The sequence below is a fragment of the Brenneria roseae subsp. americana genome (assembly GCF_003115815.1).
GTDB lineage: Bacteria > Pseudomonadota > Gammaproteobacteria > Enterobacterales > Enterobacteriaceae > Brenneria > Brenneria roseae.
Genome location: NZ_QDKJ01000008.1, coordinates 1 through 21,906, shown reverse-complemented (window position 1 = coordinate 21,906; position 21,906 = coordinate 1). Strand labels below are relative to the sequence as shown.

At 50.3% G+C, this 21,906-nt stretch carries 21 protein-coding genes and 1 riboswitch; of the genes, 10 read left to right on the top strand and 11 right to left on the bottom strand.

The genetic code is table 11. From position 1 onward, the window contains the following. Positions 1-34 precede the first annotated feature (34 nt). Positions 35-316 (bottom strand): ubiquinone biosynthesis accessory factor UbiK, encoded by a 282-nt coding sequence (gene ubiK, locus B4923_RS11450; RefSeq protein ID WP_109054503.1) that lies wholly within the window; start codon positions 314-316, stop codon positions 35-37. Between the two features lie 170 nt (positions 317-486). Then, positions 487-677, top strand: a riboswitch (FMN riboswitch). 129 nt (positions 678-806) lie between these two features. Here ubiK and ribB point away from each other — a divergent pair. Then, positions 807-1,460: a 3,4-dihydroxy-2-butanone-4-phosphate synthase gene (ribB, locus tag B4923_RS11445; RefSeq protein WP_109054502.1), complete on the top strand. Its 654-nt coding sequence runs from the start codon at positions 807-809 to the stop codon at positions 1,458-1,460. A gap of 190 nt (positions 1,461-1,650) precedes the next feature. On the opposite strand, the gene tehB is transcribed toward ribB, so the two are convergent. From tehB to B4923_RS11430, 3 genes are all read right to left on the bottom strand, one after another. Then, on the bottom strand, positions 1,651-2,517 hold the full coding sequence (gene tehB, locus B4923_RS11440) for an SAM-dependent methyltransferase TehB (RefSeq protein WP_109054501.1): 867 nt from the start codon (positions 2,515-2,517) through the stop codon (positions 1,651-1,653). Positions 2,518-2,736: 219 nt separating this feature from the next. Beyond that, the gene (gene fumA / locus B4923_RS11435) at positions 2,737-4,380 is read right to left on the bottom strand and encodes a class I fumarate hydratase FumA (RefSeq protein ID WP_109054500.1); all 1,644 of its coding nucleotides are present in this window, start codon (positions 4,378-4,380) and stop codon (positions 2,737-2,739) included. Between the two features lie 508 nt (positions 4,381-4,888). After that, complete coding sequence (locus tag B4923_RS11430) at positions 4,889-5,770, bottom strand: LysR family transcriptional regulator (RefSeq protein ID WP_109054499.1); 882 nt, start codon at positions 5,768-5,770, stop codon at positions 4,889-4,891. A 156-nt stretch (positions 5,771-5,926) separates the two neighbouring features. On the opposite strand from B4923_RS11430, the gene B4923_RS11425 reads away from it, so the two are divergent. Continuing rightward, a complete protein-coding gene (locus B4923_RS11425; protein WP_146187256.1) occupies positions 5,927-6,391 on the top strand; it encodes a multidrug/biocide efflux PACE transporter in 465 nt (154 codons plus the stop codon). On the opposite strand, the gene B4923_RS11420 is transcribed toward B4923_RS11425, so the two are convergent. Next, on the bottom strand, positions 6,333-7,067 hold the full coding sequence (locus tag B4923_RS11420) for a DNA-3-methyladenine glycosylase family protein (protein WP_109054497.1): 735 nt from the start codon (positions 7,065-7,067) through the stop codon (positions 6,333-6,335). The genes B4923_RS11425 and B4923_RS11420 overlap by 59 nt on opposite strands. A 265-nt stretch (positions 7,068-7,332) precedes the next feature. Here B4923_RS11420 and ada point away from each other — a divergent pair, with 265 nt between their 5' ends. Together ada and alkB are read left to right on the top strand one after the other, a co-directional pair. Further along, positions 7,333-8,487 (top strand): bifunctional DNA-binding transcriptional regulator/O6-methylguanine-DNA methyltransferase Ada, encoded by a 1,155-nt coding sequence (gene ada, locus B4923_RS11415; protein ID WP_109054496.1) that lies wholly within the window; start codon positions 7,333-7,335, stop codon positions 8,485-8,487. A 26-nt stretch (positions 8,488-8,513) separates the two neighbouring features. Beyond that, positions 8,514-9,170, top strand: coding sequence for a DNA oxidative demethylase AlkB (gene alkB / locus B4923_RS11410; protein WP_109054677.1), 657 nt, complete (start codon positions 8,514-8,516; stop codon positions 9,168-9,170). 9 nt (positions 9,171-9,179) lie between these two features. Here alkB and B4923_RS11405 read toward each other — a convergent pair whose 3' ends face one another. Genes B4923_RS11405 through B4923_RS11395 form a run of 3 tightly spaced genes read right to left on the bottom strand, consistent with a single transcriptional unit; the run spans position 9,180 to position 12,219 of the window. Then, on the bottom strand, positions 9,180-10,556 hold the full coding sequence (locus B4923_RS11405) for an MFS transporter (RefSeq protein ID WP_109054495.1): 1,377 nt from the start codon (positions 10,554-10,556) through the stop codon (positions 9,180-9,182). 3 nt (positions 10,557-10,559) lie between these two features. Further along, a complete protein-coding gene (gene nrfD / locus B4923_RS11400) occupies positions 10,560-11,522 on the bottom strand; it encodes a cytochrome c nitrite reductase subunit NrfD (protein WP_109054494.1) in 963 nt (320 codons plus the stop codon). Further along, a complete protein-coding gene (locus tag B4923_RS11395) occupies positions 11,515-12,219 on the bottom strand; it encodes a 4Fe-4S dicluster domain-containing protein (protein ID WP_109054493.1) in 705 nt (234 codons plus the stop codon). Before B4923_RS11395 ends, nrfD begins: the two co-directional genes overlap by 8 nt. Before the next feature lie 985 nt (positions 12,220-13,204). Here B4923_RS11395 and manD point away from each other — a divergent pair. From manD to B4923_RS11370, 5 genes are all read left to right on the top strand, one after another. Beyond that, positions 13,205-14,419: a D-mannonate dehydratase ManD gene (gene manD, locus B4923_RS11390; RefSeq protein WP_109054492.1), complete on the top strand. Its 1,215-nt coding sequence runs from the start codon at positions 13,205-13,207 to the stop codon at positions 14,417-14,419. Between the two features lie 15 nt (positions 14,420-14,434). After that, a complete protein-coding gene (locus B4923_RS11385) occupies positions 14,435-15,454 on the top strand; it encodes a Zn-dependent oxidoreductase (RefSeq protein ID WP_109054491.1) in 1,020 nt (339 codons plus the stop codon). A 203-nt stretch (positions 15,455-15,657) separates the two neighbouring features. Beyond that, entirely contained in the window at positions 15,658-17,028 is a 1,371-nt protein-coding gene (locus tag B4923_RS11380; RefSeq protein ID WP_109054490.1) for an MFS transporter, read from the top strand. A 40-nt stretch (positions 17,029-17,068) separates the two neighbouring features. Next, complete coding sequence (locus tag B4923_RS11375) at positions 17,069-18,535, top strand: mannitol dehydrogenase family protein (protein WP_109054676.1); 1,467 nt, start codon at positions 17,069-17,071, stop codon at positions 18,533-18,535. Positions 18,536-18,708: 173 nt separating this feature from the next. After that, the gene (locus tag B4923_RS11370) at positions 18,709-19,395 is read left to right on the top strand and encodes a GntR family transcriptional regulator (RefSeq protein ID WP_109054489.1); all 687 of its coding nucleotides are present in this window, start codon (positions 18,709-18,711) and stop codon (positions 19,393-19,395) included. 115 nt (positions 19,396-19,510) lie between these two features. Here the strand turns inward: B4923_RS11370 and ydfZ are convergent, their stop codons facing one another. The 3 genes from ydfZ to B4923_RS11355 all read right to left on the bottom strand — a co-directional run bounded on the left by ydfZ (position 19,511) and on the right by B4923_RS11355 (position 21,389). Then, the gene (ydfZ, locus tag B4923_RS11365; protein ID WP_109054488.1) at positions 19,511-19,717 is read right to left on the bottom strand and encodes a putative selenium delivery protein YdfZ; all 207 of its coding nucleotides are present in this window, start codon (positions 19,715-19,717) and stop codon (positions 19,511-19,513) included. 141 nt (positions 19,718-19,858) lie between these two features. Continuing rightward, the gene (locus B4923_RS11360; protein WP_109054487.1) at positions 19,859-20,044 is read right to left on the bottom strand and encodes a type 1 periplasmic-binding domain-containing protein; all 186 of its coding nucleotides are present in this window, start codon (positions 20,042-20,044) and stop codon (positions 19,859-19,861) included. 151 nt (positions 20,045-20,195) lie between these two features. Continuing rightward, complete coding sequence (locus B4923_RS11355) at positions 20,196-21,389, bottom strand: multidrug efflux MFS transporter (RefSeq protein WP_109054486.1); 1,194 nt, start codon at positions 21,387-21,389, stop codon at positions 20,196-20,198. A 363-nt stretch (positions 21,390-21,752) separates the two neighbouring features. Between B4923_RS11355 and azuC the strand changes: the two genes are divergently transcribed. Next, positions 21,753-21,830 carry a stress response protein AzuC gene (azuC, locus tag B4923_RS21310; RefSeq protein ID WP_136156311.1) on the top strand — a complete coding sequence of 26 codons (78 nt, stop codon included), beginning with the start codon at positions 21,753-21,755 and terminating at the stop codon, positions 21,828-21,830. Positions 21,831-21,906 lie beyond the last annotated feature (76 nt).

Sequence of the window (21,906 nt, the reverse complement as noted above, 5' to 3'; positions counted from 1 at the left end):
CGCTTGTCAGTTGGCGACATTGTCGTCGAGGCGGTTATTCGTTATCCGGCTCGGCCGTCGTTGGTTCCGTCGCGGACAGCTTGGCCTCCAGTTCGCTCAGGCGTTGTTCCAACTGCGCGATTTTTTCGCGGGTACGCAGCAGCACCTGGGTTTGAATGTCGAATTCTTCGCGGTTAACCAAATCAAGCCGGGTAAACTGGGCCTGTAGCACCTGACGGATTCTCTTCTCCACATCATCGCCCAATTCCCGGATACCTTTTGGCATGGACTCATGCACTTGACGGGCAATCTGCTCAATCTTCTTCGGGTCAATCATGGCGTTTTCCTGATATGTTATGTCGGATGATCATATTAGTCAGTGTAATGCTAGTTGAATGTTGGATAAACTAAAATCTCGAACTTGTACCGTTAGATTCATCGTTTCCATGTCACATTTCCCGTGGCTAATCAATTGCCCTGCTACTTCATTAGCGCTATAGTTATCTCGCTTATTCTCAGGGCGGGGTGTAATTCCCCACCGGCGGTAAACCAGTCATATACAACGTATACGGATTGGAAGCCCGCGAGCGCTCATTGTTTGATTGACCGGCGAAACCGTCTGGTTTTTCAGCGTGGGGTCAGCAGATCCGGTGTAATTCCGGGGCCGACGGTGATAGTCCGGATGGGAGAGAGTAACGGTACCTGTCGGGCATTGTGCCCGCTCGCGTTATTTTTGTTAGCTATTACTATGCAGCCAGTGGTAATGGTTACTCCTCAAAGCTCGCCCTGATTCTGGTAATCCATATAAATATTGAGGTTTTTTTACCATGAATCAGACATTACTTTCTGAATTTGGCAATCCCACCGAACGTGTAGAACGCGCACTTGATGCATTGCGTCACGGCCGCGGCGTTTTGGTTCTGGATGATGAAGATCGTGAAAACGAGGGTGATCTTGTTTTTGCAGCTGAAAGCATGACCGTAGAACAAATGGCGCTGACAATTCGTTACGGTAGCGGCATTGTTTGCCTGTGCCTGACTGAAGAACGCCGTCAACAGCTGGCATTGCCGATGATGGTGGAGCATAACTCCAGCCCTTATCAGACCGCCTTTACCATCACGATTGAAGCCGCAAAAGGGGTCACCACCGGCGTTTCCGCTGCCGATCGTATTACTACGATCCGTGCGGCAATTGCGGACGATGCGAAACCGAGCGATCTGAATCATCCGGGGCACGTTTTCCCGCTGCGTGCGCAGCCGGGCGGCGTGTTGACTCGGGGCGGACATACTGAAGCATCGGTCGATCTGGCGACGTTAGCGGGGCTGAAGCCAGCGGGCGTGCTGTGTGAATTGACCAACGATGACGGCTCTATGGCCCATGCGCCAGAAGTGATCGCGTTCGCCAGACAACACAATATGCCGGTATTGACCATCGAAGATTTGGTGGCTTACCGTCAGGCGGTGGCGCGTAAGGCGAGCTGATTTCTCAGTACGGTGGTGATTAACATCAAGGGCCGGTTATCCCGGCCCTTTGTCGTTTTTGCGTTTCTGATCTTCAGAGATTGCTTGTTATCGCAGATGGCGAAGCCGTATGCCGTTACCCGCGATGGTTAGCGTTGCGGCGTAGATTATCAGGCCGCATGATGTGGCCTGCTAACAGGCAATGATGTTTTCACTCCGGTTTCTTTCTCGCCAGCAGCGTGGCGAAACGCAGTTTAATGCGGTTGCCGTTTGCGTCCGTTTTGTGCAACTCGCCGATATCTTCGTTGTATTTGATAATGTCCCAGCCGGAATAGTAGTTCTTCAATTCTCCTGCTTTGAAAGTGAAAGAGAAGGGTATCGGGCACGGGTAATCATCGGTCGACATGGCGGCGATAATCAGGTTATAGCCGCCGTTTGTGGTGCTTTCCTGCATATTCTGAATGATATGCTGGATGCGATCGCGCTCCAGAAACATCAACACGACGGTTGAGAGAATAAAGCCGTACTGTTCTTTGATTTCAGCCAGATTGATGTTGTAAACCCCTGCCCGAATAGCCGTCAACGCTTCACTGTTAATGATTTCCTGGAGTGAAGCAATACTCAGCTCATTCTTGTCGCAGGCGGTGACATCAAACCCACGCAAGTTCAAATACAGTGAATTACGCCCGCCGCCGCAGCCTAAATCCAGCGTTTTGCAGGGTTCGACGTATTGCATGGCATGAATGACTTCGGAATGTGTGCGCGTCAGTCCGTATTTTTTATGGTAAAAATCTTCTGGCGTGCAGAAAAAACTCAGCTGACATTCGAAATTGTCAGAAAAAGAGACGATACGGTGCCATGCCTGCGGTTCAACGAAAGGCGGCTGATTTTGTTCTGAGAAATGAAACGTTTCCTGAACGTCACCGTTTTCGTGCAACAGCGCAAAAGTCATTTCCCCCTGAAGAATGGTGAGCCTGGCCCAGGTACCTTCTTTGGTATTGTGTTTTTCCTGAAAGGCTGTGGGTAACGTCAGGCTATTCCACTGCGGCATTTTTTTATAACAAATGAGATCTTGCATTTTTACCTCGGTGTGTACGCTTCATCGCTCTATTTTATGAATCGGTATGGGTGATGATCAATAAATATGTATTTTAAATGCAATATTTGTTTCAACCTAAATAAAGGTAGAGGGCAGAGGAATGGGTAGGGGGAAACGACGGTAGGCACTGGGGCTAATCAGGACATCCTATATAACATCCCCGGCGTGGTACGCCGGGGAACGTGTTAGCGCATTTTCTTATGCGCACTGGGTGCATTTGGCGTTCTGGATCATCTGATAGAAGTCATTGCCTTTATCATCCACCAGAATAAAGGCCGGGAAGTCTTCCACTTCGATTTTCCAGATAGCTTCCATACCCAGTTCCGGGTATTCCACGCAGGTCAGGCTCTTGATGCTGTTCTGTGCCAGAATCGCCGCCGGGCCGCCGATGCTGCCAAGATAGAAACCACCGTGTTTCTTACACGCGTCGGTAACCTGCTGGCTGCGGTTGCCTTTTGCCAGCATGATCATGCTGCCGCCGTTGGCCTGAAGTAAATCAACATACGAGTCCATACGGCCAGCGGTTGTCGGGCCTAATGAACCGGAGGCGTAGCCTGCCGGAGTTTTGGCCGGGCCGGCGTAGTAGATCGGATGATCTTTGATGTACTGCGGCAGGCCTTCGCCGTTATCCAGACGTTCTTTCAGTTTGGCATGCGCAATATCACGACCAACGATGATCGTGCCGGTCAGGGAAAGGCGGGTCGATACCGGGTATTGCGACAGCGTTTTCAGGATCTCCGCCATCGGACGATTCAGGTCGATTTTGACGGCATTGCCTTCACCCGCTTCACGCAAATGTTCAGGGATGTATTTACCCGGGTTCTGTTCCAGTTGCTCCAGCCAGATCCCTTTACGGTTGATTTTAGCTTTGATGTTGCGGTCAGCCGAGCAGGATACGCCCATGCCGACCGGGCAGGATGCGCCGTGACGCGGCAGGCGGATAATACGCACGTCGTGAGCAAAGTATTTACCGCCAAACTGTGCGCCCAGACCCAGATCGCGAGCGGCTTCCAGAATTTCCTGTTCCAGTGCGATATCGCGGAAGGCCTGACCGTGTTCATTCCCCTCGGTGGGCAGTTCATCATAGTATCTGGTGGAGGCCAGTTTAACGGTTTTAAGCGTGGTTTCGGCAGAGGTGCCGCCAATGACAAACGCGATGTGATACGGCGGACAGGCTGCCGTACCCAGCGAGCGCATTTTCTCAATCAGGAAGCTTTTCAGTTTCCCAGGGTTCAGTAACGCTTTGGTTTCCTGATACAAATAGGTTTTGTTGGCGGAACCGCCGCCTTTGGTGACAAACAGGAATTTATAATCTTCGCCATCGGTGCTGTAGAGGTCGATCTGTGCTGGCAGGTTGGTGCCGGTATTCACCTCTTTGTACATATCCAGCGGGGCATTTTGTGAATAGCGCAGGTTATCTTCGGTGAAAGTGTTGTACACGCCGCGGGACAGCGCCTCGGCATCATTGCCGCCGGTCCAGACCTGCTGGCCTTTCTTGCCGACGACGATCGCCGTGCCGGTGTCCTGACAGGTGGGCAGAATGCCTTTGGCGGCAATTTCAGAGTTCCGCAGGAATTGCAGGGCAACATATTTGTCGTTTTCGCTGGCTTCCGGATCGTCAAGGATGCTGGCGACTTGCTGTTGATGGGAAGGCCGAAGCATGAAAGAGGCATCGTGGAAGGCTTGTTGAGCGAGGAGGGTAAGGGCTTCCGGCTCAATCTTGAGAATATCCTGACCTTCAAATTGCGTTACAGAAACGAAGTCGCTGCTCAGCAGACGATACTCGGTGTCATCTTGACCTAGCGGAAAAGGGTCTTGGTAATGAAAGGGTTTATTCGACATTTTTTCTCACTCGCGTTCGCATTATTAGTAGGCTTGTATCTGGTATGATTCAATTCTCTATTAATGACTTTTGTATCAGGCCGAACGCCTATCCCACGCGGGTATCGAAAGCGGTTCTTTATCGTTGTGGCATTCTCATTTGGCACAAATACAAAAGTAATAGTCCTTATAATAGTATGGTTTTGTGTCGGGGAGTACCACTTTGATACATCACATAATTGGCAATCAATCGCGATATTATCTTTACGTTTGTGTCTTAATGAGGAAAAGTAAAATCATTGTAATCAAATAGGTTTGATTATTATTATTTAGGATATTAAGTTATTTAATTAAGTTTTTTAATTAAAGTAATGCAGCTATTTGGCAATAATAACTATTCAATTAATCCCGTTATTTTTTTAAACGGATTGCGTAAGGCGAAAATAATATAAGCAATTAAACCACGCTTCACCCTCTTGTGGGGGAAATATCACTGTTTCTCTGCGACGAATATGAAAGCGATTCGGTCTCAGAAATCTGGCGTATTTTCCTGTTGAGCCAGGAGGTTATCAATCATCCACAGGCCCGCCGGGCCGGGCGGATGTGGCTTGGACCAGGCTACATCGACCTCAATGAGCTGCGGCCACCCTGCCACCGGCAGTTCCACCAGCATTTGATGATCATAGCGGGAAACCAGCCAGCGCGGCAAAATACTCCAGCCAAAACCTTGTTGCGCCATTTCCAGCAGCAGCAGATAAGAAGGGGCCGACCACACGATACCTTCCGCCTGTAGCCGATCGCTGCGTTTATAGGTGTTCAGGTAGAGCTGGCGAACCGTGGCAAGCTGGCTGCGAGTGACCTTTTTTGCCGATGCCAGGGGATGGCGGGCCGCGACGAATACCGCCATTTCGGTTTTGATTTGCAAGCGGGAAGCGGCAATATCCGGCGGGTAATCGGCCTGGGCGCGTAAGAGTCCTACGTGTGCGCGCTCGGATTGCAGCAGGTCAATTACATCGTCATCTTCCGCAATCAGGCATTCGAACTCAATATCGGGAAAGCGCTGGGCAAAGCGCTGAAGCACCGGTTCATAATGCGTGGTTTTCCAGGTGTCAGACAGCACGAAGGTCAGTCGAGGCTCAATATTATCGGCCAGGCGGATTGCCAGTTCGTCCAGTGCATCGCTGGCCGAGAGGATTGCCTGTATATGCGTCAGCACCTTTCTGCCTGGCTGGGTCAGCACCGGTTGATGACCTGAGCGATCGAACAGTATTAATCCCAGATCGGCTTCCAGATTGGCTATTGCGGCGCTCACTGTGGACTGGCTCTTGTGCAACTGGCGGGCGGCAGCGGAAAAAGAACCGGTATTTACGGTTGCCATGAAAGCCATGAGAGATTCTGGGGAGTAGCGCATTGTCATCTCTATCGTTTTTATCGATGGATTCTAATTTTATTCTATCACTTATTTCGATGAAAATGCGTCACGCTGCTTCTCTTGATGAGGGGAAACGGCGTGAAAGCGGAAACTAGGTATGTATGCCGCGCAATCTGAAGAATGAGTGAAAGTGCTATGCAAAAGAAAACAATACGTGAGCGCATTTACCATGCGGCCGGCTTTGAGCTGATTGCATTGATGATTTGCGCGCCAGCCGGCGCCTGGCTGATGAATAAACCGATATTTGATATGGGCGCGCTGGCCATCATGCTATCCAGCGTGGCAATGATCTGGAATATCATTTATAACTCGGTCTTTGATCGGCTGTGGCCCGTGACGCGAGTGAAACGACGTTTGCCCGTGCGTATTGGCCACGCATTAGGGTTTGAAGGCGGGTTCATTTTGATCGGCCTGCCGCTGGCCGCCTGGATGCTGAATATAACGCTGTGGCAGGCCCTGATGGTAGAAATTGGCTTTTTCCTGTTCTTCCTGCCTTACACCATGGCCTACAACTGGATCTATGACACGCTGCGAGAGCGCATCATTCATCGTCGCCACGCCGGGATGCGGGGCGAGTCGGTAAACCCCCGCCTGCGCTGACGGTCGGGGATGACGGCCGAAGTGCCAGTTTGAACGCCTGATAGGCTGGCAGTTCAAGCGCGCGCCATAAGTACCACGATGCGATGGTGCGGTAGGGCCGGCATGGTTCACTCAGTTCGCGCAGGGCATGGCGAGCCGGCATGTCCTGTAGATTGTAGACATAGCGCAATCCCTGCCTGATGCCCAGATCGTCAAGCGGCATAATGTCACGACGTTCCAGCGAGTAAATCAGAAAGATTTCTACCGTCCAGCGCCCAATCCCTTTTAATGAACTCAACTGCCTGATAAGGGTTTCATCATCCATGCCGGCGGCCTGTTTTAAGCTGGGCACCAAACCGCTCAGGGCGCCGTGGGAGATGGCATGCAGCGTTTCTACCTTGCGGGCGGAAAACCCGCACTGCCTCAGGGTTTCGGTTGAGCAGGCAACCATCTGTTCCGCACTGGGAAATTGTCCATCGTGGATATTGATCAGTTTTGTCACCATCGAATCACCGGCTCGGGTGGTTAACTGCTGATGAGCGACCGCCCGAATCAATGCCTCATAAGGTTCTCTGTGAGGTGCGGTTTGATGACAACATGCTCCCACTTGCGATATCAGGCTGGCCCAGCGTTCGCTAATGGTGCTGAGGTGTGTAATGGCTTTACGATCAAAATCCCGCTGAGAGTTGGGCGTCATCACTGTTTTTCCATGATCGAGAGGATAATTCTTGAGGTTTTAATAGGTAATCTACGCATCTGAGATTGAAAGATAACGAATGTAACCTATCGGTCAGAAAACCTGAGCATAGGCGATTATAGGATGATCCGCTACGCTATGGATGATCATGAGCGATGGCCGGAATTAAAAAGCAAGAGTTGGGCGTGTTCACCATTTCTCTTCATCTTATGGTGGAGGACGCCTTTAAAAAGGCTTCCGCTAATCATGACGCGCGAGGTGAAAAATGAAACTGACCGATTCACGCCAACAGAACGATCAAATTCATCAGGTTGTTCAACCCTATCAGGATGAAGACCAGCGTTGGCTGGCTTTACGCACCCGAAACAAAGCGGCGGATGGCCACTTTGTTTATGCCGTCAAAACGACCGGGGTGTATTGTTCTCCCTCCTGCGCTTCGCGTCAGCCAAGGCGTGAAAACGTGGTCTTTTTTGATTCGTCTGATGAGGCTGAAGCGGCGGGGTTTCGTCCTTGCAAACGTTGCCGTCAGGGCCGGATATCCAGGGCGGCTCAGCAGGCGGAACAGATTGCCCATGCCTGCCGCATAATCGAACAGGCAGAGAATGCGCCAGCGCTGGCGGTGTTGGCAAAGACGGTGGGGTTGAGTACTTTTCATTTTCATCGTCTGTTTAAATCGATAACGGGCGTAACGCCGAAACAGTATGCCCGTGCCCATCGCCACCAGCAGATTCGCCGACAGTTGACGGAAAATGGTTCGGTGACGGAAACAATATTGGCCGCCGGTTATGGCGCCAATGGGCGTTTCTACTCGGAAGCCAATGCTTTGCTGGGAATGACGCCGACGACGTTTCAGAACAAAGGACAAGGTATGACGATCTACTTCGCCGTCGGCGTCTGTTCGGTCGGTGACGTTCTGGTCGCTGAAAGCGATCGAGGGGTTTGCGCCATTCTGTTAGGGGATGAACCGCAACAATTGGTCAATGAATTGCAGGCTATGTTCGCTCATGCCCAGCTGGTGGGCGGCGACGCGGATTTTGAACAACGCATGGCGCAGGTCGTTGGTTTTGTCGATGATCCGCATGTTGGACTCGCATTACCGCTTGATATCCGGGGGACCGCTTTTCAGCAGCGGGTATGGCAGGCGCTGCGGGATATTCCCGTTGGCGAGACGGCCAGCTATCGGGATATTGCGACTCGGGTTGGATCGCCGACGGCTGTTCGGGCTGTTGCGGGAGCCTGTGCGGCCAACCGTCTGGCGGTGGCAATCCCTTGCCACCGGGTGGTTCGCCACGATGGGGCACTGTCGGGATATCGCTGGGGCGTGGAGCGCAAGCGAGCCCTGTTAACACAGGAAACGTTACTCGCGGGCGATAGACCTCCTGCGACGTTGGCTAAGCGCGATTCGGCTGACAAGGGGTGATGGTGGAAAACGAGGAGTCGCATGTCATGAATCTTGATTTATTTGCGGATGAAGCCCCGGAGCGATGGACGGAAACACTGGCATCGGGCGCGGTTATCCTGCACGGATTTGCTTATCCGGAGGCCGCGGTGTTGATGTCGGCAATCACTGAGGTCATCAAGTATGCGCCGTTTCGCCATATGATGACGCCGGGCGGGCATGTCATGTCGGTAGCGATGAGTAACTGTGGGGCGCTGGGCTGGGTGACGGATGAGTCCGGCTATCGCTATTCGCCGGTTGATCCACTTAGCGGAAACTCATGGCCCGCGATGCCGGCTGTTTTTTCCCAATTGGCGAAGCGTGCCGCCAGCGCAGCCGGTTTTGAGGATTTTGCGCCTGATGCCTGTCTGATTAACCGCTATGATGTCGGGGCGCGGATGTCACTGCATCAGGATAAGGACGAGCGTGATTTCAGCCAGCCCATTGTCTCTCTTTCGCTGGGGCTGGGAGCCCTGTTTTTATTTGGCGGATTGAAGCGCAGCGATCGGACTCAGCGTTGTTCGCTGTTGCACAGTGACGTCGTCGTGTGGGGTGGCGAGTCGCGGCTTCGTTACCATGGGATATTGCCACTGAAAAGCGGCGCGGTGCCCGACAGCGTAACGGGGGAACATCGTTTTAATCTGACGTTTCGTAAAGCCGGGTGATATTTTCTCTTATCGCCCGTGAATAAAATGATGACCATCGTCGTCATTGAGTGATTTAAATATCAGGCAGCAAATCGGCAATCCAATCCCCAATAATAAAAACAACAGGCTGAAACTATTTAATTTAAAGATGACTTCAAATTGAGAGAGAAACCGTAATATAGGGAACGTCAGGGCCATACTGACCATAACGGAAATAAGCTGTGTGATGGTCAACATATTATTACCGCTGTTATACGTGGCGTGGTTCAGATTACTGAAGGCCAGCGTACTTTCCGCCGAATGCAACGTTGAAATCAATACGCCCAGAATGGCCGCAATAACGCCGATCTGCATCATCGATTTTTCCTGCACGGCAAAACTCAAAGCAAGGATGCATATCGATGTAAACCCGGTCGTCAACATCAGCAGCCGTTTATAGCCGGTGCGTTTTATCATGGGCTCGAACAGCACTTTTGACAGTAGCGCCCCGGTGGAGAACAGCAGCAGAATAATACTGGTTTCAACCGGCTTGCACGCCAGGGTCGTTTGCAGCATTAATGAGAGCACGACGGGGGTGGACGACAGTAAAATCCGGGTTAACATGCCGCCAATCATTCCAATGGAGAACGTTTTTATTTCAAACAGCGACGCAGGGAATAATGACTCCTTCTTTGTCATATCCTGTTTGAAATAAAGAAACGCCAAACCGATACCAGACAGGCTTAACAATAGAGCGACAGGCATTGGGATAATGTTTTTCGGTATGGCGGTCAGGATAAACGCGGCTAAAAATAATGTGATCACCAGCAATATCAGGCCATAAGGATCGGTTCGCCGTTCTGTTTCCCTGTTTTCGTTTGGAATATATTTCCTCGCCAGAAAAAGACAGACCAACGACAGCGGAATATTGGCAATAAAAATCGCCCGCCATGAAAAAAGATTAACAGTAAAACTGCCTAATACCGGTCCAATCATCGTTCCCAATAAACCCAGCAGGGTAATCCGATTGAGGAAGATCAGCTTCATGGTCTGCGGCGTCGTTTTTAATATCACGGTTCTGATGATGGGCAACATCAATGCACCGCCGATCCCCTGAATAAAACGAAAGGCGCTTAAGCTGATAACAGAATTCGCGGTGATGCATAACAGTGAACCCAGTGAAAAGATGCCTATCGCCAGCAAATAAGTCTTTCTTTCCCCCAGACGTTCCGCCAGCCAACCATTGACTGGCGTAAACGCCACGACGGTAATGACATAGGAAATCACGATCATTTCCATATGCAGCACCGGTTGATGCAGTGAATCTGCGATGGCCGGAATAGCGATATACAGCATGGTGGTATCCAGGGATTGCATAAAAAAGGTGATAGATGCAATCCAGAATAAGACCCATGACGTATTCATTGACTAGGCCACCGTCATTTGTCCGGCGTAGAGCACGAACAGGCGTAACAGGAACACGCCGAGCAAGCTTAGCGTCGCCATGGCAACAAGGTGTCCTTTACCAGGATGCGCATGCGGGTTACGCATAAAACCGGCAATCAGTGGTACGGCAATGCCGGCACCGATAATACCGATCCAGAATACGCCGCCCCAGAAGCCGCTGAGCGCCGTGTGCGCGGCAACGGTTTTCTGTCCCCCTCCCAGCAACAAGCCGATAAAGAAGGCAAACAGCAGGAACAGTTCCGCATAGACAACCGGGTTTTCTATCCGGTGAATGAAGTGCATGGTTGCCGTATTACCGGAGGACTGGCGGCTCATGGCGCTGGCAAGCATCATCACGGCAATGCCGGATGTTGTTCCTGAGGCCAAAAACAGCACGGGGAGCACCGGGTTGTTGAGCAGCGGGAAAGATTTCAGCGCGGAGAGCAGGAAACCGGTATAGCAGCCGAGCAAAATAGCCAGCACCAGCAGCACGTTTTCAATCAAAGCGGATTTTTTGGCGATGATGGCCGTGATTCTTTGCGCCAGCGACGTCAGCGCCGGGCGATGCAATCGGGTTTCAATCAGGCTGAGTAGCCCTTCCTTATAGAGATTAATGATCCATAGCAGGATGACCACAAAGTACACCTGAAATAGCATGACCCCGAGGGACATGATGGAGGTTGGATTATAGAACACCATCAGATACCAGAACGTCATTGGCCGCGTCAGGTGAAAAATCAGGATGACCAGACCCAAAATGACGGCCAACGGGGCGACGATGGCCGTGGATTTAATCACAATATTGCTGCCGCTGTATTCCGCAGGAACGTAATACCTGATCAGAATCGATAGCGATACCATCCCTGCCGAAATGCCGACAAGTAATAGATAAATGGCGATGGGCCAATCCCAGACGAGGGAGTCAAACTGGAAGGCGTTATGCATTGTCGATTTCTCCCCGTCTACCCGGAATACGATAGAGTTGCGGTTCGGTGCCAAGGTAGACCTTTGACCGATAGGTTGAATTGCTCTTGATCATTTTTGAAATATCGCTGTTGGGATCGTTCAGATCGCCAAACACCAGCGCTTTGGTCGGGCATATTTCCACGCAGGCCGGCTGTTTCCCGGCTGCCAGATTGGTTTCCCGGCAAAAGTTGCATTTATCCGCCGTCTTGCTGACCGGGTTGATAAAGCGGACATGATAAGGACAGGCGGCAATGCAATAACGGCAGCCGACGCAGCGTTTATCGTTAACATCGACAATGCCGGTCAACGCATCCTTGAAGGACGCTCCGGTCGGACATACCGAAACACACGGCGGATTTTCACAGTGCTGACAGGATTTGCGGAAATACTGTTTGAAGGAGCGAGCGGTTTCCGTCGCCGGTATATCGACGGTTTTCAGTATCTCCAATCGGGTAACGCCATCGGGCACGCTGTTGGTGGTTTTACAGGCGCCGATGCAGGCATTACAGCCGATGCAGCGTTGTTCGTTGTGTAACAGACCATATTTGACAGCGGTTGATTTGGCGGTGTTCGCGGGTTCGTCCTGCGTCTGCGCTCGCGCGAGGCTGGTGTTCCCGGTGACGACAATCGCGCTTCCTATATAAGCAATGAAACGACGGCGAGAAAATTCTTCCATAACATTAAACCTTCACATTGAAGCGGTAGCCGCGCTGAGACAGCACCGGGAATAAGAAATCATTGATACCCGATCGGCTCTCTAACCGCAGGGCGTTTGGCGTCCTGCGTCTTGAAATCCGGTCGGGGATATTGACTGAAAATATTGCATTTCAGACAACATATTTACTCGTAAACCATACTCTTATTATGCATTTTATTTGACCATAGGGGCCGGAATGTAGTTGTGCTCTTAGTCACATTTATTTATTCATACTGCGATATAAATTTCCTATCGGCTTATTATAAATGCCTGTTATCTGAGCGAGTCGGGTAATTCTTCATTTTTATCGCGTGTGAATATTTTATGCATAACCAGTATTTATTTTTGCATAATGGTTTTGGTAATGAGATCTGTTTTTATTTGGTTGTTATCGCATTTTTATATTAGTTGATTTATGTCATGTTATAATGAGGTTATTGAATTGATTTTTTATAACTAATTGATTTTGTTAAGGTGGTGTAAACGCTTTAGCTCTCAGATGAAAATGTAGACCGCTGATAAAGTATTGTTCCGTATTACGAACGCCAAATGTGTCATTTGCAATAAGTCGGGGAAAGATCGGGCAACTTATTGCTATTGGATGTTATTCCAACTTTCAATCACTTGAACTATTACAACATTTTTACGCTATTTCATAAGCGTTGCCTGAATATTGAAATCGCTTTTATTGACAGGGGAAGTACCGGTTTACCCGAGGAAATAGGTAATACCGGGATTTATATTTCTTTTTCAGTGCCCTCATTATCGTATTCCCGTTTTGATGGGGGATGCCGAATGTATTGATTAGCGCCGCTCATCTGTATCCATTCACACGCCGCCTTCCCACCTCTTGAACATTTTTTCAACATAAATGTGAAGTGATTCAAATTATCATACTAGATATACTTGTATGGTAGTTGTCATTGAAGATATGAACAGTCATGAGTAGAGAAGGATAAGTAAAGTGAAAATTGTCAGCGCTGAAGTGTTTGTTACTTGCCCGGGGCGTAACTTTGTTACCCTGAAAATTACGACAGACAGCGGTGTGACCGGTATTGGTGATGCGACGCTGAATGGTCGTGAACTATCGGTCGCTTCTTACCTCAAGGATCATGTATGCCCGCAGTTGATTGGGCGTGATGCGCATCAGATTGAAGACATCTGGCAGTATTTCTATAAGGGCGCCTACTGGCGTCGCGGCCCCGTGACGATGTCGGCCATTTCTGCGGTGGATATGGCGCTGTGGGATATCAAAGGCAAAGTGGCCAATATGCCGCTTTATCAGCTACTGGGCGGCGCATCGCGTACTGGCGTGATGGTGTATTGCCACACTACCGGGCATACCATTGATGAAGTGCTGGATGATTATGCCAAACACCGCGATATGGGATTTAAGGCTATCCGCGTGCAATGCGGCGTCCCCGGCATGAAAACGACTTACGGTATGGCAAAAGGGAAGGGGCTGGCCTATGAGCCGGCAACCAAAGGAAACTGGCCGGAAGAGCAACTGTGGTCAACAGAAAAATACCTCGATTTCACTCCAAAACTGTTTGAAGCGGTACGTGACAAATTCGGTTTCTCGGAACACTTGCTGCATGACATGCACCACCGGCTGACGCCGATAGAAGCCGCCCGTTTCGGCAAGAGTATTGAAGATTACCGCCTGTTCTGGATGGAAGATCCCACCCCGGCTGAAAATCAGGCGTGTTTCCGTTTAATCCGCCAGCACACCGTTACCCCGATTGCGGTAGGTGAAGTATTCAATAGTATCTGGGATTGTAAGCAGCTGATTGAAGAGCAGTTAATCGACTATATCCGTACCACGATCACCCACACCGGCGGGATTACCGGTATGCGCCGGATTGCTGATTTCGCATCCCTGTATCAGGTTCGCACCGGTTCTCATGGCCCCTCGGATTTGTCACCGATTTGTATGGCGGCGGCACTGCATTTCGATCTCTGGGTGCCTAATTTTGGCGTACAGGAATATATGGGGTATTCGGAACAAATGCTGGAAGTGTTCCCGCATAGCTGGGTCTTTGACGATGGCTATATGCACCCTGGCGACAAGCCTGGGCTGGGTATCGAGTTTGATGAAAAGCTGGCAGCCAAATATCCCTATGAGCCTGCCTACCTGCCGGTGGCACGCCTGGAAGATGGCACGCTGTGGAATTGGTAATAAGAGGTTAATTACATGAAAAGTATTGTGATACAGCAGCCGGATACACTGGTGATCGAAGAGCGCAGCCTGTCCCAGCCCAGCGCAGGAGACGTGCGGGTTAAGGTAAAACTGGCGGGTATTTGCGGCTCAGACAGCCATATTTACCGGGGACATAATCCTTTTGCCAAATATCCGCGGGTGATTGGACATGAATTCTTTGGTGTCATCGACGCGGTAGGCGATGGCGTCGATCCGGCGCGCCTTGGCGAACGGGTATCGGTCGATCCCGTGGTGAGCTGCGGCCATTGCTATCCTTGTTCCATCGGCAAACCGAATGTCTGTACATCACTGGTGGTGCTGGGTGTACACCGTGATGGCGGGTTCAGTGAATATTCCGTCGTACCGGCGAAAAATGCATACCACATCCCGGATGATATCCCGGATGAATTCGCGGTGATGGTGGAACCGTTTACCATTTCCGCCAATGTGACCGCGCAGGTAAAACCGACGGAACAGGACGTTGTGCTGATTTACGGTGCGGGGCCAATGGGGCTGACATCCGTGCAGGTTCTGAAAGGGGTGTACAAGGTTAAAGAGATCATTGTCGTTGACCGTATCCCCGAACGGTTGGAAATGGCGCAGCGTAATGGAGCGGACAGAGTCATTAATAATACGTCGCTGTCATTGAAAGAAGAACTGGACGCGCTGAATATCAAGCCCACGTTGATTATTGACGCTGCTTGTCACCCGTCCATTTTGCAAGAAGCGATTACTATTGCTTCGCCTGCTGCGCGCATCGCCATCATGGGTTTTTCCAGCGAGCCTTGTCAGGTAAGCCAGCAGGGAATAACCAGCAAGGAACTGTCTATATTCTCGTCCAGACTGAATGCCAATAAATTCCCAATAGTGATTGACTGGTTGAAAAATAAAAGCATTGATCCGTCAAAATTAATTACACATCAATTTGAATATCAGCAGGTAATTCAAGCTATTGAGGTTTTTGAGAAAGATCAGAAAAACTGTTGCAAAGTGTTACTGACATTTAACGACTGATGACGTTAATAATATTGGGGTTATTTTTAAGAGGTAAGCCAATATAGATTATATTCAAATGTAACGATTTATTTAATCGCAGTTATTTCTTTTTGTACTGATCCAGATCTTATTTTATGAGACCTGGATCGCATTATGACACCATTATAAGCAGTGATTTTATTGCTGTGCTCTACCCATAACTAAAACCGTCGAGAGTATATATGAATAAGCATAAAATAGAGTCTGGACAAAATAAGCCTGTAAGGAGTACCGCTGATTTGGTCAAGGCGGCTGTATCCGGTTGGTTAGGGACTGCATTGGAGTTTATGGATTTTCAGTTATATTCACTCGGTGCGGCATTGGTTTTCCATGAGATCTTCTTTCCTGAACAATCGGCGGCGATGGCGTTGATTCTGGCAATGGGCACTTACGGCGCAGGCTATGTGGCGCGTATTGTCGGCGCCTTTATCTTCGGCAGAATGGGCGATTCGGTAGGCAGAAAGAAAGTGCTGTTTATTACCATCACGATGATGGGGATCTGTACGACGTTAATCGGTGTGTTACCAACCTACGCCCAGATCGGTATTTTCGCGCCGATACTGCTGGTGACGTTACGTATTGTTCAGGGGCTGGGCGCGGGCGCGGAGATATCTGGCGCCGGTACGATGCTGGCTGAATATGCGCCGAAAGGCAAACGAGGCATTATCTCTTCTTTGGTGGCGATGGGAACCAACTGCGGGACACTCAGCGCCACGGCGATATGGGCGGTGATGTTCTTTGCGCTCGACAGAGAAGAATTATTGGCCTGGGGCTGGCGTATTCCTTTCCTGGCCAGCGTAATAGTGATGCTGTTCGCCATCTGGTTGCGTATGAACCTCAAGGAAAGTCCGGTCTTTGAAAAAGTCAGCAACGAGGCGGCGGAAGTGAATACCGTTTCGACTGCCGCTGTTGAGCAAAACAGACCGAAATCCATACTGGAAATGTTCAAAGGCAAGTCTTTCTGGTTGGCGACGGGATTACGGTTTGGACAAGCCGGTAATTCGGGGCTGATTCAGACATTCCTGGCAGGCTATTTGGTACAGACGCTGTTATTTGAGAAATATATTCCCACCGATGCGCTTATGATCAGCTCTATTATCGGGTTTATCACGATTCCATTGCTGGGGTGGCTCTCTGATAAAATAGGTCGTCGGACGCCTTATATTATTCTGAATATCTCTGCGATTTTATTAGCGTATCCGATGCTCTCAATTATCGTGGATAAAAATGCAGATGTTAACATTATTATCACCTGCATCATTGTTATCCATAACTTTGCCGTATTAGGTCTGTTTGCGCTGGAAAATATCACGATGGCGGAAATGTTCGGCGCCCGGAACCGCTTTACGCAAATGGCGATTTCCAAAGAAACCGGTGGATTGGTTGCCGTCGGATTCGGTCCGGTACTGGCGGGTATTTTCTGTAATATCACCGACTCCTGGTGGCCTATTGCGGTAATGGTGATTGTTTATTCGCTGATAGGTCTATTTTCCGCAATCTGTATGCCTGAGGTAAAAGATCGCGATTTGGATGAGCTGGAAGACGCGGCATAAATCCAGGCTGTATTTTTTGAGTATAAAATCAGAGAAAATTATGAATATCACTGAGTTTAATGAACTTAAACCGCAGGTTATCGTACCCCGGTACGATCGCAGCAAGTTAAAAACGCGTATCGCCCATCTTGGTTTTGGCGCCTTTCACCGGGCGCACCAGGCCGTGTGTGCGGATAAGCTGGCATCAGAGTTCGGCAGCGACTGGGGATATTGCGAGATCAATCTGATTGGCGGCGAACAGCAAATCGACGCGATTCGCCAGCAGGGTTTGCTCTGGTCGGTGTCCGAAATGGCGGATACCGGATGGCAGAGCCGGGTGATTGGCGTCGCGACGTCAGCCCTGCATGCCGAAATTGAAGGTATTGATGCGGTTCTGGAGGCCTTGAGTGCGCCGGATATTGCTATCGTATCGATTACGGTCACTGAAAAAGGCTATTGCCATTCTCCGGCAACGGGCCAGTTAAATATCGAACATCCGCTGATTCGCCATGACTTGTCGTTTCCTGACCAGCCACGCTCCCTGCCCGGCGTGATCCTGGCTGCCATTAAACGCAGGCGTGAACGTCAGGTGTCGCCTTTCAGCGTGATGTCCTGCGACAATATGCCGGAAAATGGTCACGTTACCCGCAATGTGATTGTGCAACTGGCCGAGCAGCAGGACACCGAATTGGCGCAGTGGATTGGAAAAAACATCACCTTTCCGTCAACGATGGTCGATCGGATTGTTCCGGCGATTACGCCTGAAACACTGGAGACGATTCATCAGCAACTGGGGGTTGTCGATCCGGCAGGCGTTGCCTGTGAGCCATTCTTTCAATGGGTTATCGAAGACAACTTTGTCAACGGCCGCCCCGATTGGGAAAAGGCCGGCGCGGAACTGGTGCGGGATGTGCTGCCATTTGAGGAGATGAAGCTACGTATGCTGAACGGCAGCCACTCGTTTCTGGCTTATCTGGGTTATCTTGCCGGGTATCAGCATATCAGCGAGTGCATGCAGGATGACATGCTGGTCGCCGCCGCTCACCATCTCATGCTGCGGGAGCAAGCCCCGACATTGCGTACTCAGGGCGTCGATCTCGCTGCCTATGCGGATGCATTGCTGGCGCGCTACCGCAATCGGGCGTTAAAGCACCGCACCTGGCAGATTGCGATGGACGGCTCGCAAAAATTGCCGCAGCGTATGCTGGACTCTATTCGCTGGCATCTGGCGCACGATAGCCGTTTCGATGCGCTGGCGTTGGGGGTTGCAGGCTGGATGCGTTACGTCGGCGGCGTGGATGAGCAAGGGCAGCCGATTGAAATCAGCGATCCGCTGAAGGATGTCATCGCCCACACCGTGCAGAACAGTGCCGAAGGTGAAGCCCGTGTGACGGCGCTGCTTTCCCTGGACGCTATCTTTGGTCTGGATTTACCGAAAAACACCATCTTCGTGGACACGGTGATGCAGTACTACCTGACGTTGCTGGAGAAAGGCGTTCGGGGAACGTTGGCAACCGTTGACTGGTAAATAGGGACTTTGCCGGAAAGAAGCACGGTGGCGGATGCTATCCGTGCTTTTTTTACGCGGTTTTTATCACCGGAAATCCCGGGTTATTGAAATTTTAGCGACAATTACACCTAGGGCGACGAGCGTGAAACATGTATCATAATCCATAAACATTTGGTGTAAAAAGCGACGGTATGGATACTTCTTTTCAGATCAACAACAACGAACCTGTAAATCAACAAATTTACCGTGTGCTGCGTAAAGACATTGTGGAATGCAATATTCCTCCGGGTAAACTGCTGTCTGAAAAAGAAATCTCCACGCGTTTTGACGTGTCTCGCCAGCCTGTCAGAGAAGCGTTTATTAAACTGGCTGAAGCCGGTTTGGTACAAATCCTGCCGCAACGCGGCACGTTTGTGATGAAAATTTCTGAACAACGGGTAGCCGATGCGCGTTTTATCCGCCAGGCGCTGGAATGTGCGATTGCCCGCCGTGCGGCAGAAGCGGTCACCGATGAGCAACTGCTGATTCTGGAACATAATCTGCGCCGGCAGGAACTGGCGGCACAGAATAATCGGATACGTGAATTTCTTAGCCTGGATGATAGCTTTCATCAGTTTTTGACGCAGATTGCCAATTGTCCGCTGGCGTGGGAAACCATTGAATCCATCAAAGCCACAATGGACAGAGTCCGTTTTCTCAGTCTGAGTCAGGTTTCGCCGCCGGTGAGTCTGATTCAGCAACATTACCTGATTTTTAGCGGGTTGAAGGCGCGCGATCCGGATGCCACCGAAAAGGCGATTCGCGAACACCTACAGGAAATGATTTACTCGATTACACCTATTTCGCAGCAGAACAGCGACTGGTTCGAACATTCCTGACGGGGCGATGTGAGCATCGGCATGGGATGACAATCCATGTCGGGCGACATAGCGACGCCCGAATAACAAAACTCAAGCCGAATAAAAACGAGGCTTAATAAAAAAACAAACCTAACTAGGAACGTCCCAGACGCATCAGCTCTTCCGGGGCAAAGTACCCACTCACACCTTGCAGTTCAACGCATTTTGCCCGACGAACTTCTTCGCGTTTCAGGTTTTCTGCGTGGATCGCCGCAATAGTGCCGACCAGACGGGAACCGGCCTGCATGACGCGGCAACCGGAGTTGATCGGATTTCTGTATCTGTCATACGCTTTATACACGTTAAGCTCCTTCGTTTGACGATAAAACCGAATCGATCCTACTGCGCTCCGGAACCCCTCACCAGCAGATTACGGTTTTTATAGAGAATCCATATATAAACCATCGTGTTATTATCGAATGCCAATAAAAATACCGGCATGTTAACGTATGACCAACATGGGCTTTACGCGTACGATAACACCGCCGCTCGCGGTATCGGTGAGTACTAATGCCAAATTGATCAGCACCTGTTCCACCAGTTGTTCAACCGGCTGGCGCGCCGTGGTCAGTCTATAACCTTCCCATGCCGCCAGCGGCGTGTCGTCACAACCGATGATTTTCCTCACCCCGCCCCCTTAGGGCTGCTGCCAGGCAACGTTGAAAAACGCTTCCGGCGTTTTTTATGAATGCATACGTTTGCACAGGGCTATCTTTGGGGGGGAGAAATGACAGCAACATGAATGGGCGGTGAAGAATAAATGGCGATGATTGATGTACTCAGGTTTTTCCCGGCACCCGACGGAAGCTGAAGATAATCTGTATCGTGTTGCACAATACCAGGACTGCTGTGACCAGAAATACCCAACGGAACCCCATCATGGCGGACACGCCGGAGCCAATCAGCGGGCCGGCCACATTCCCTAAGTACATAAATGACTGGTTGTAGCCAAAGATCCGGCCTGTAACCTGTTGGCTGCTGTATTTTACCAGCAGCGCCTGTACGGCAGGCATAAGCGCACCATCGGCAAAGCCCAGCATGAATCGGAGTATCCCTAGCTGAGTGGGCGTTTGCACCACGGACATGATGAAAAAAAGCAGGACGCTGAAGGCTAAAGAAACAATCAATATGCGATGCGCGCCAATGCGATCGCCCAGTTGGCCAAGACGAGGCGCGGCGAGCAGGGCCGAGATGCCCGGCACGGCGGCAATCACGCCGCTGATAAAGGCGATATTGTCAGTGCCGGGCGCGAGATCGCGGATGAATAACGTCAGAATGGGGCTGATTGAGCCGTTTGCCATCTGGATCATCATGGTGGTGACAAACAGGCTGACCATCAATGCCGGATAAGGCAGGGAAGAAAACACCGCCTTGCCGCTCAGGCGGTTCGCTTTGCTGACTTTTATCATGTTTTCTTTAATGGCGAAAAGCGTAATCAGGAAACTGATGAAGAGCATGCCGCCGGTAATAAAAAATACCACCCGCAGACCGACATGATCGGCCATAAATCCGCCGAATAACGGGCCGATAATGACCCCGGAGATCTGTCCGGTAGACAGCGTACCCAATGCCCAACCGCTTTTATCCCGCGGCACCTGTGAGGCGATCAGCGCCATGGCGTTGGGGATGTAACCGGACGTCAGCCCCATCATGGCGCGCAGAATAAACAAATGCCATACGTTGGTGGCAAAGCCTTGCAGAGTCATGACAATCGCCATCCCCAACGCGGCACGCAGCAGCATGAGTTTACGTCCTTTGCGATCGGCCAGACTTCCCCATAGCGGCGCCGCTACCGCAGAGATCATAAATGAAGAGCTGAAAATCAAACCAGACCAAAGGCTTAAGGACTCATGTGAATGTACGCCAAGTTGCTCAATGTACAGCGGCAAAAAGGGTAATATCTGGCTCATGGCCAGACCGGTAAAAAAGCACCCCAGCCAGGCAGAAAATAAATTGAGTTTCCAGGTTTCCATGGTGTGCGGAGCAAGCCTCAATAAGCGGATTACCAACGGTGAAAATCAGGCAGCCGCGCGCTGAATTGTTTTAATATCAACAAATAACGAAGGGTGACTAAACTTTCATCTCTTATGAAAAGCATAACATAGCGCGCTATTTTGTTGCTCAAATGTCCGGTAACTATTCGCTACAAAACGTATTGTCACCGCGCATGGCGGGATAAGGCGGTTTTTTGACACCGCTGGTGAGAAGCGTTCTATGAGATAGGAAATTGCAATATTTTTGTGATGCACATCACAAAAATATTGCAATGGATGATGCTGAATCGTACAATCTTTTACCTAGAGATAACAACATGACAACGTTTCAAGGTGAATAAAATGCGTAATTTTTTGAAAAAAATTCTGGAAATCTACATCAATGCGCATAAAGACATCCCGCCGGGTGCCATGCACTAACTATCTGATAAAAGGCCGTGTAAACGGCCTTTTTTATCCCTGCATAAACACCACCTCCTATGGAGGTGGTCAGCAA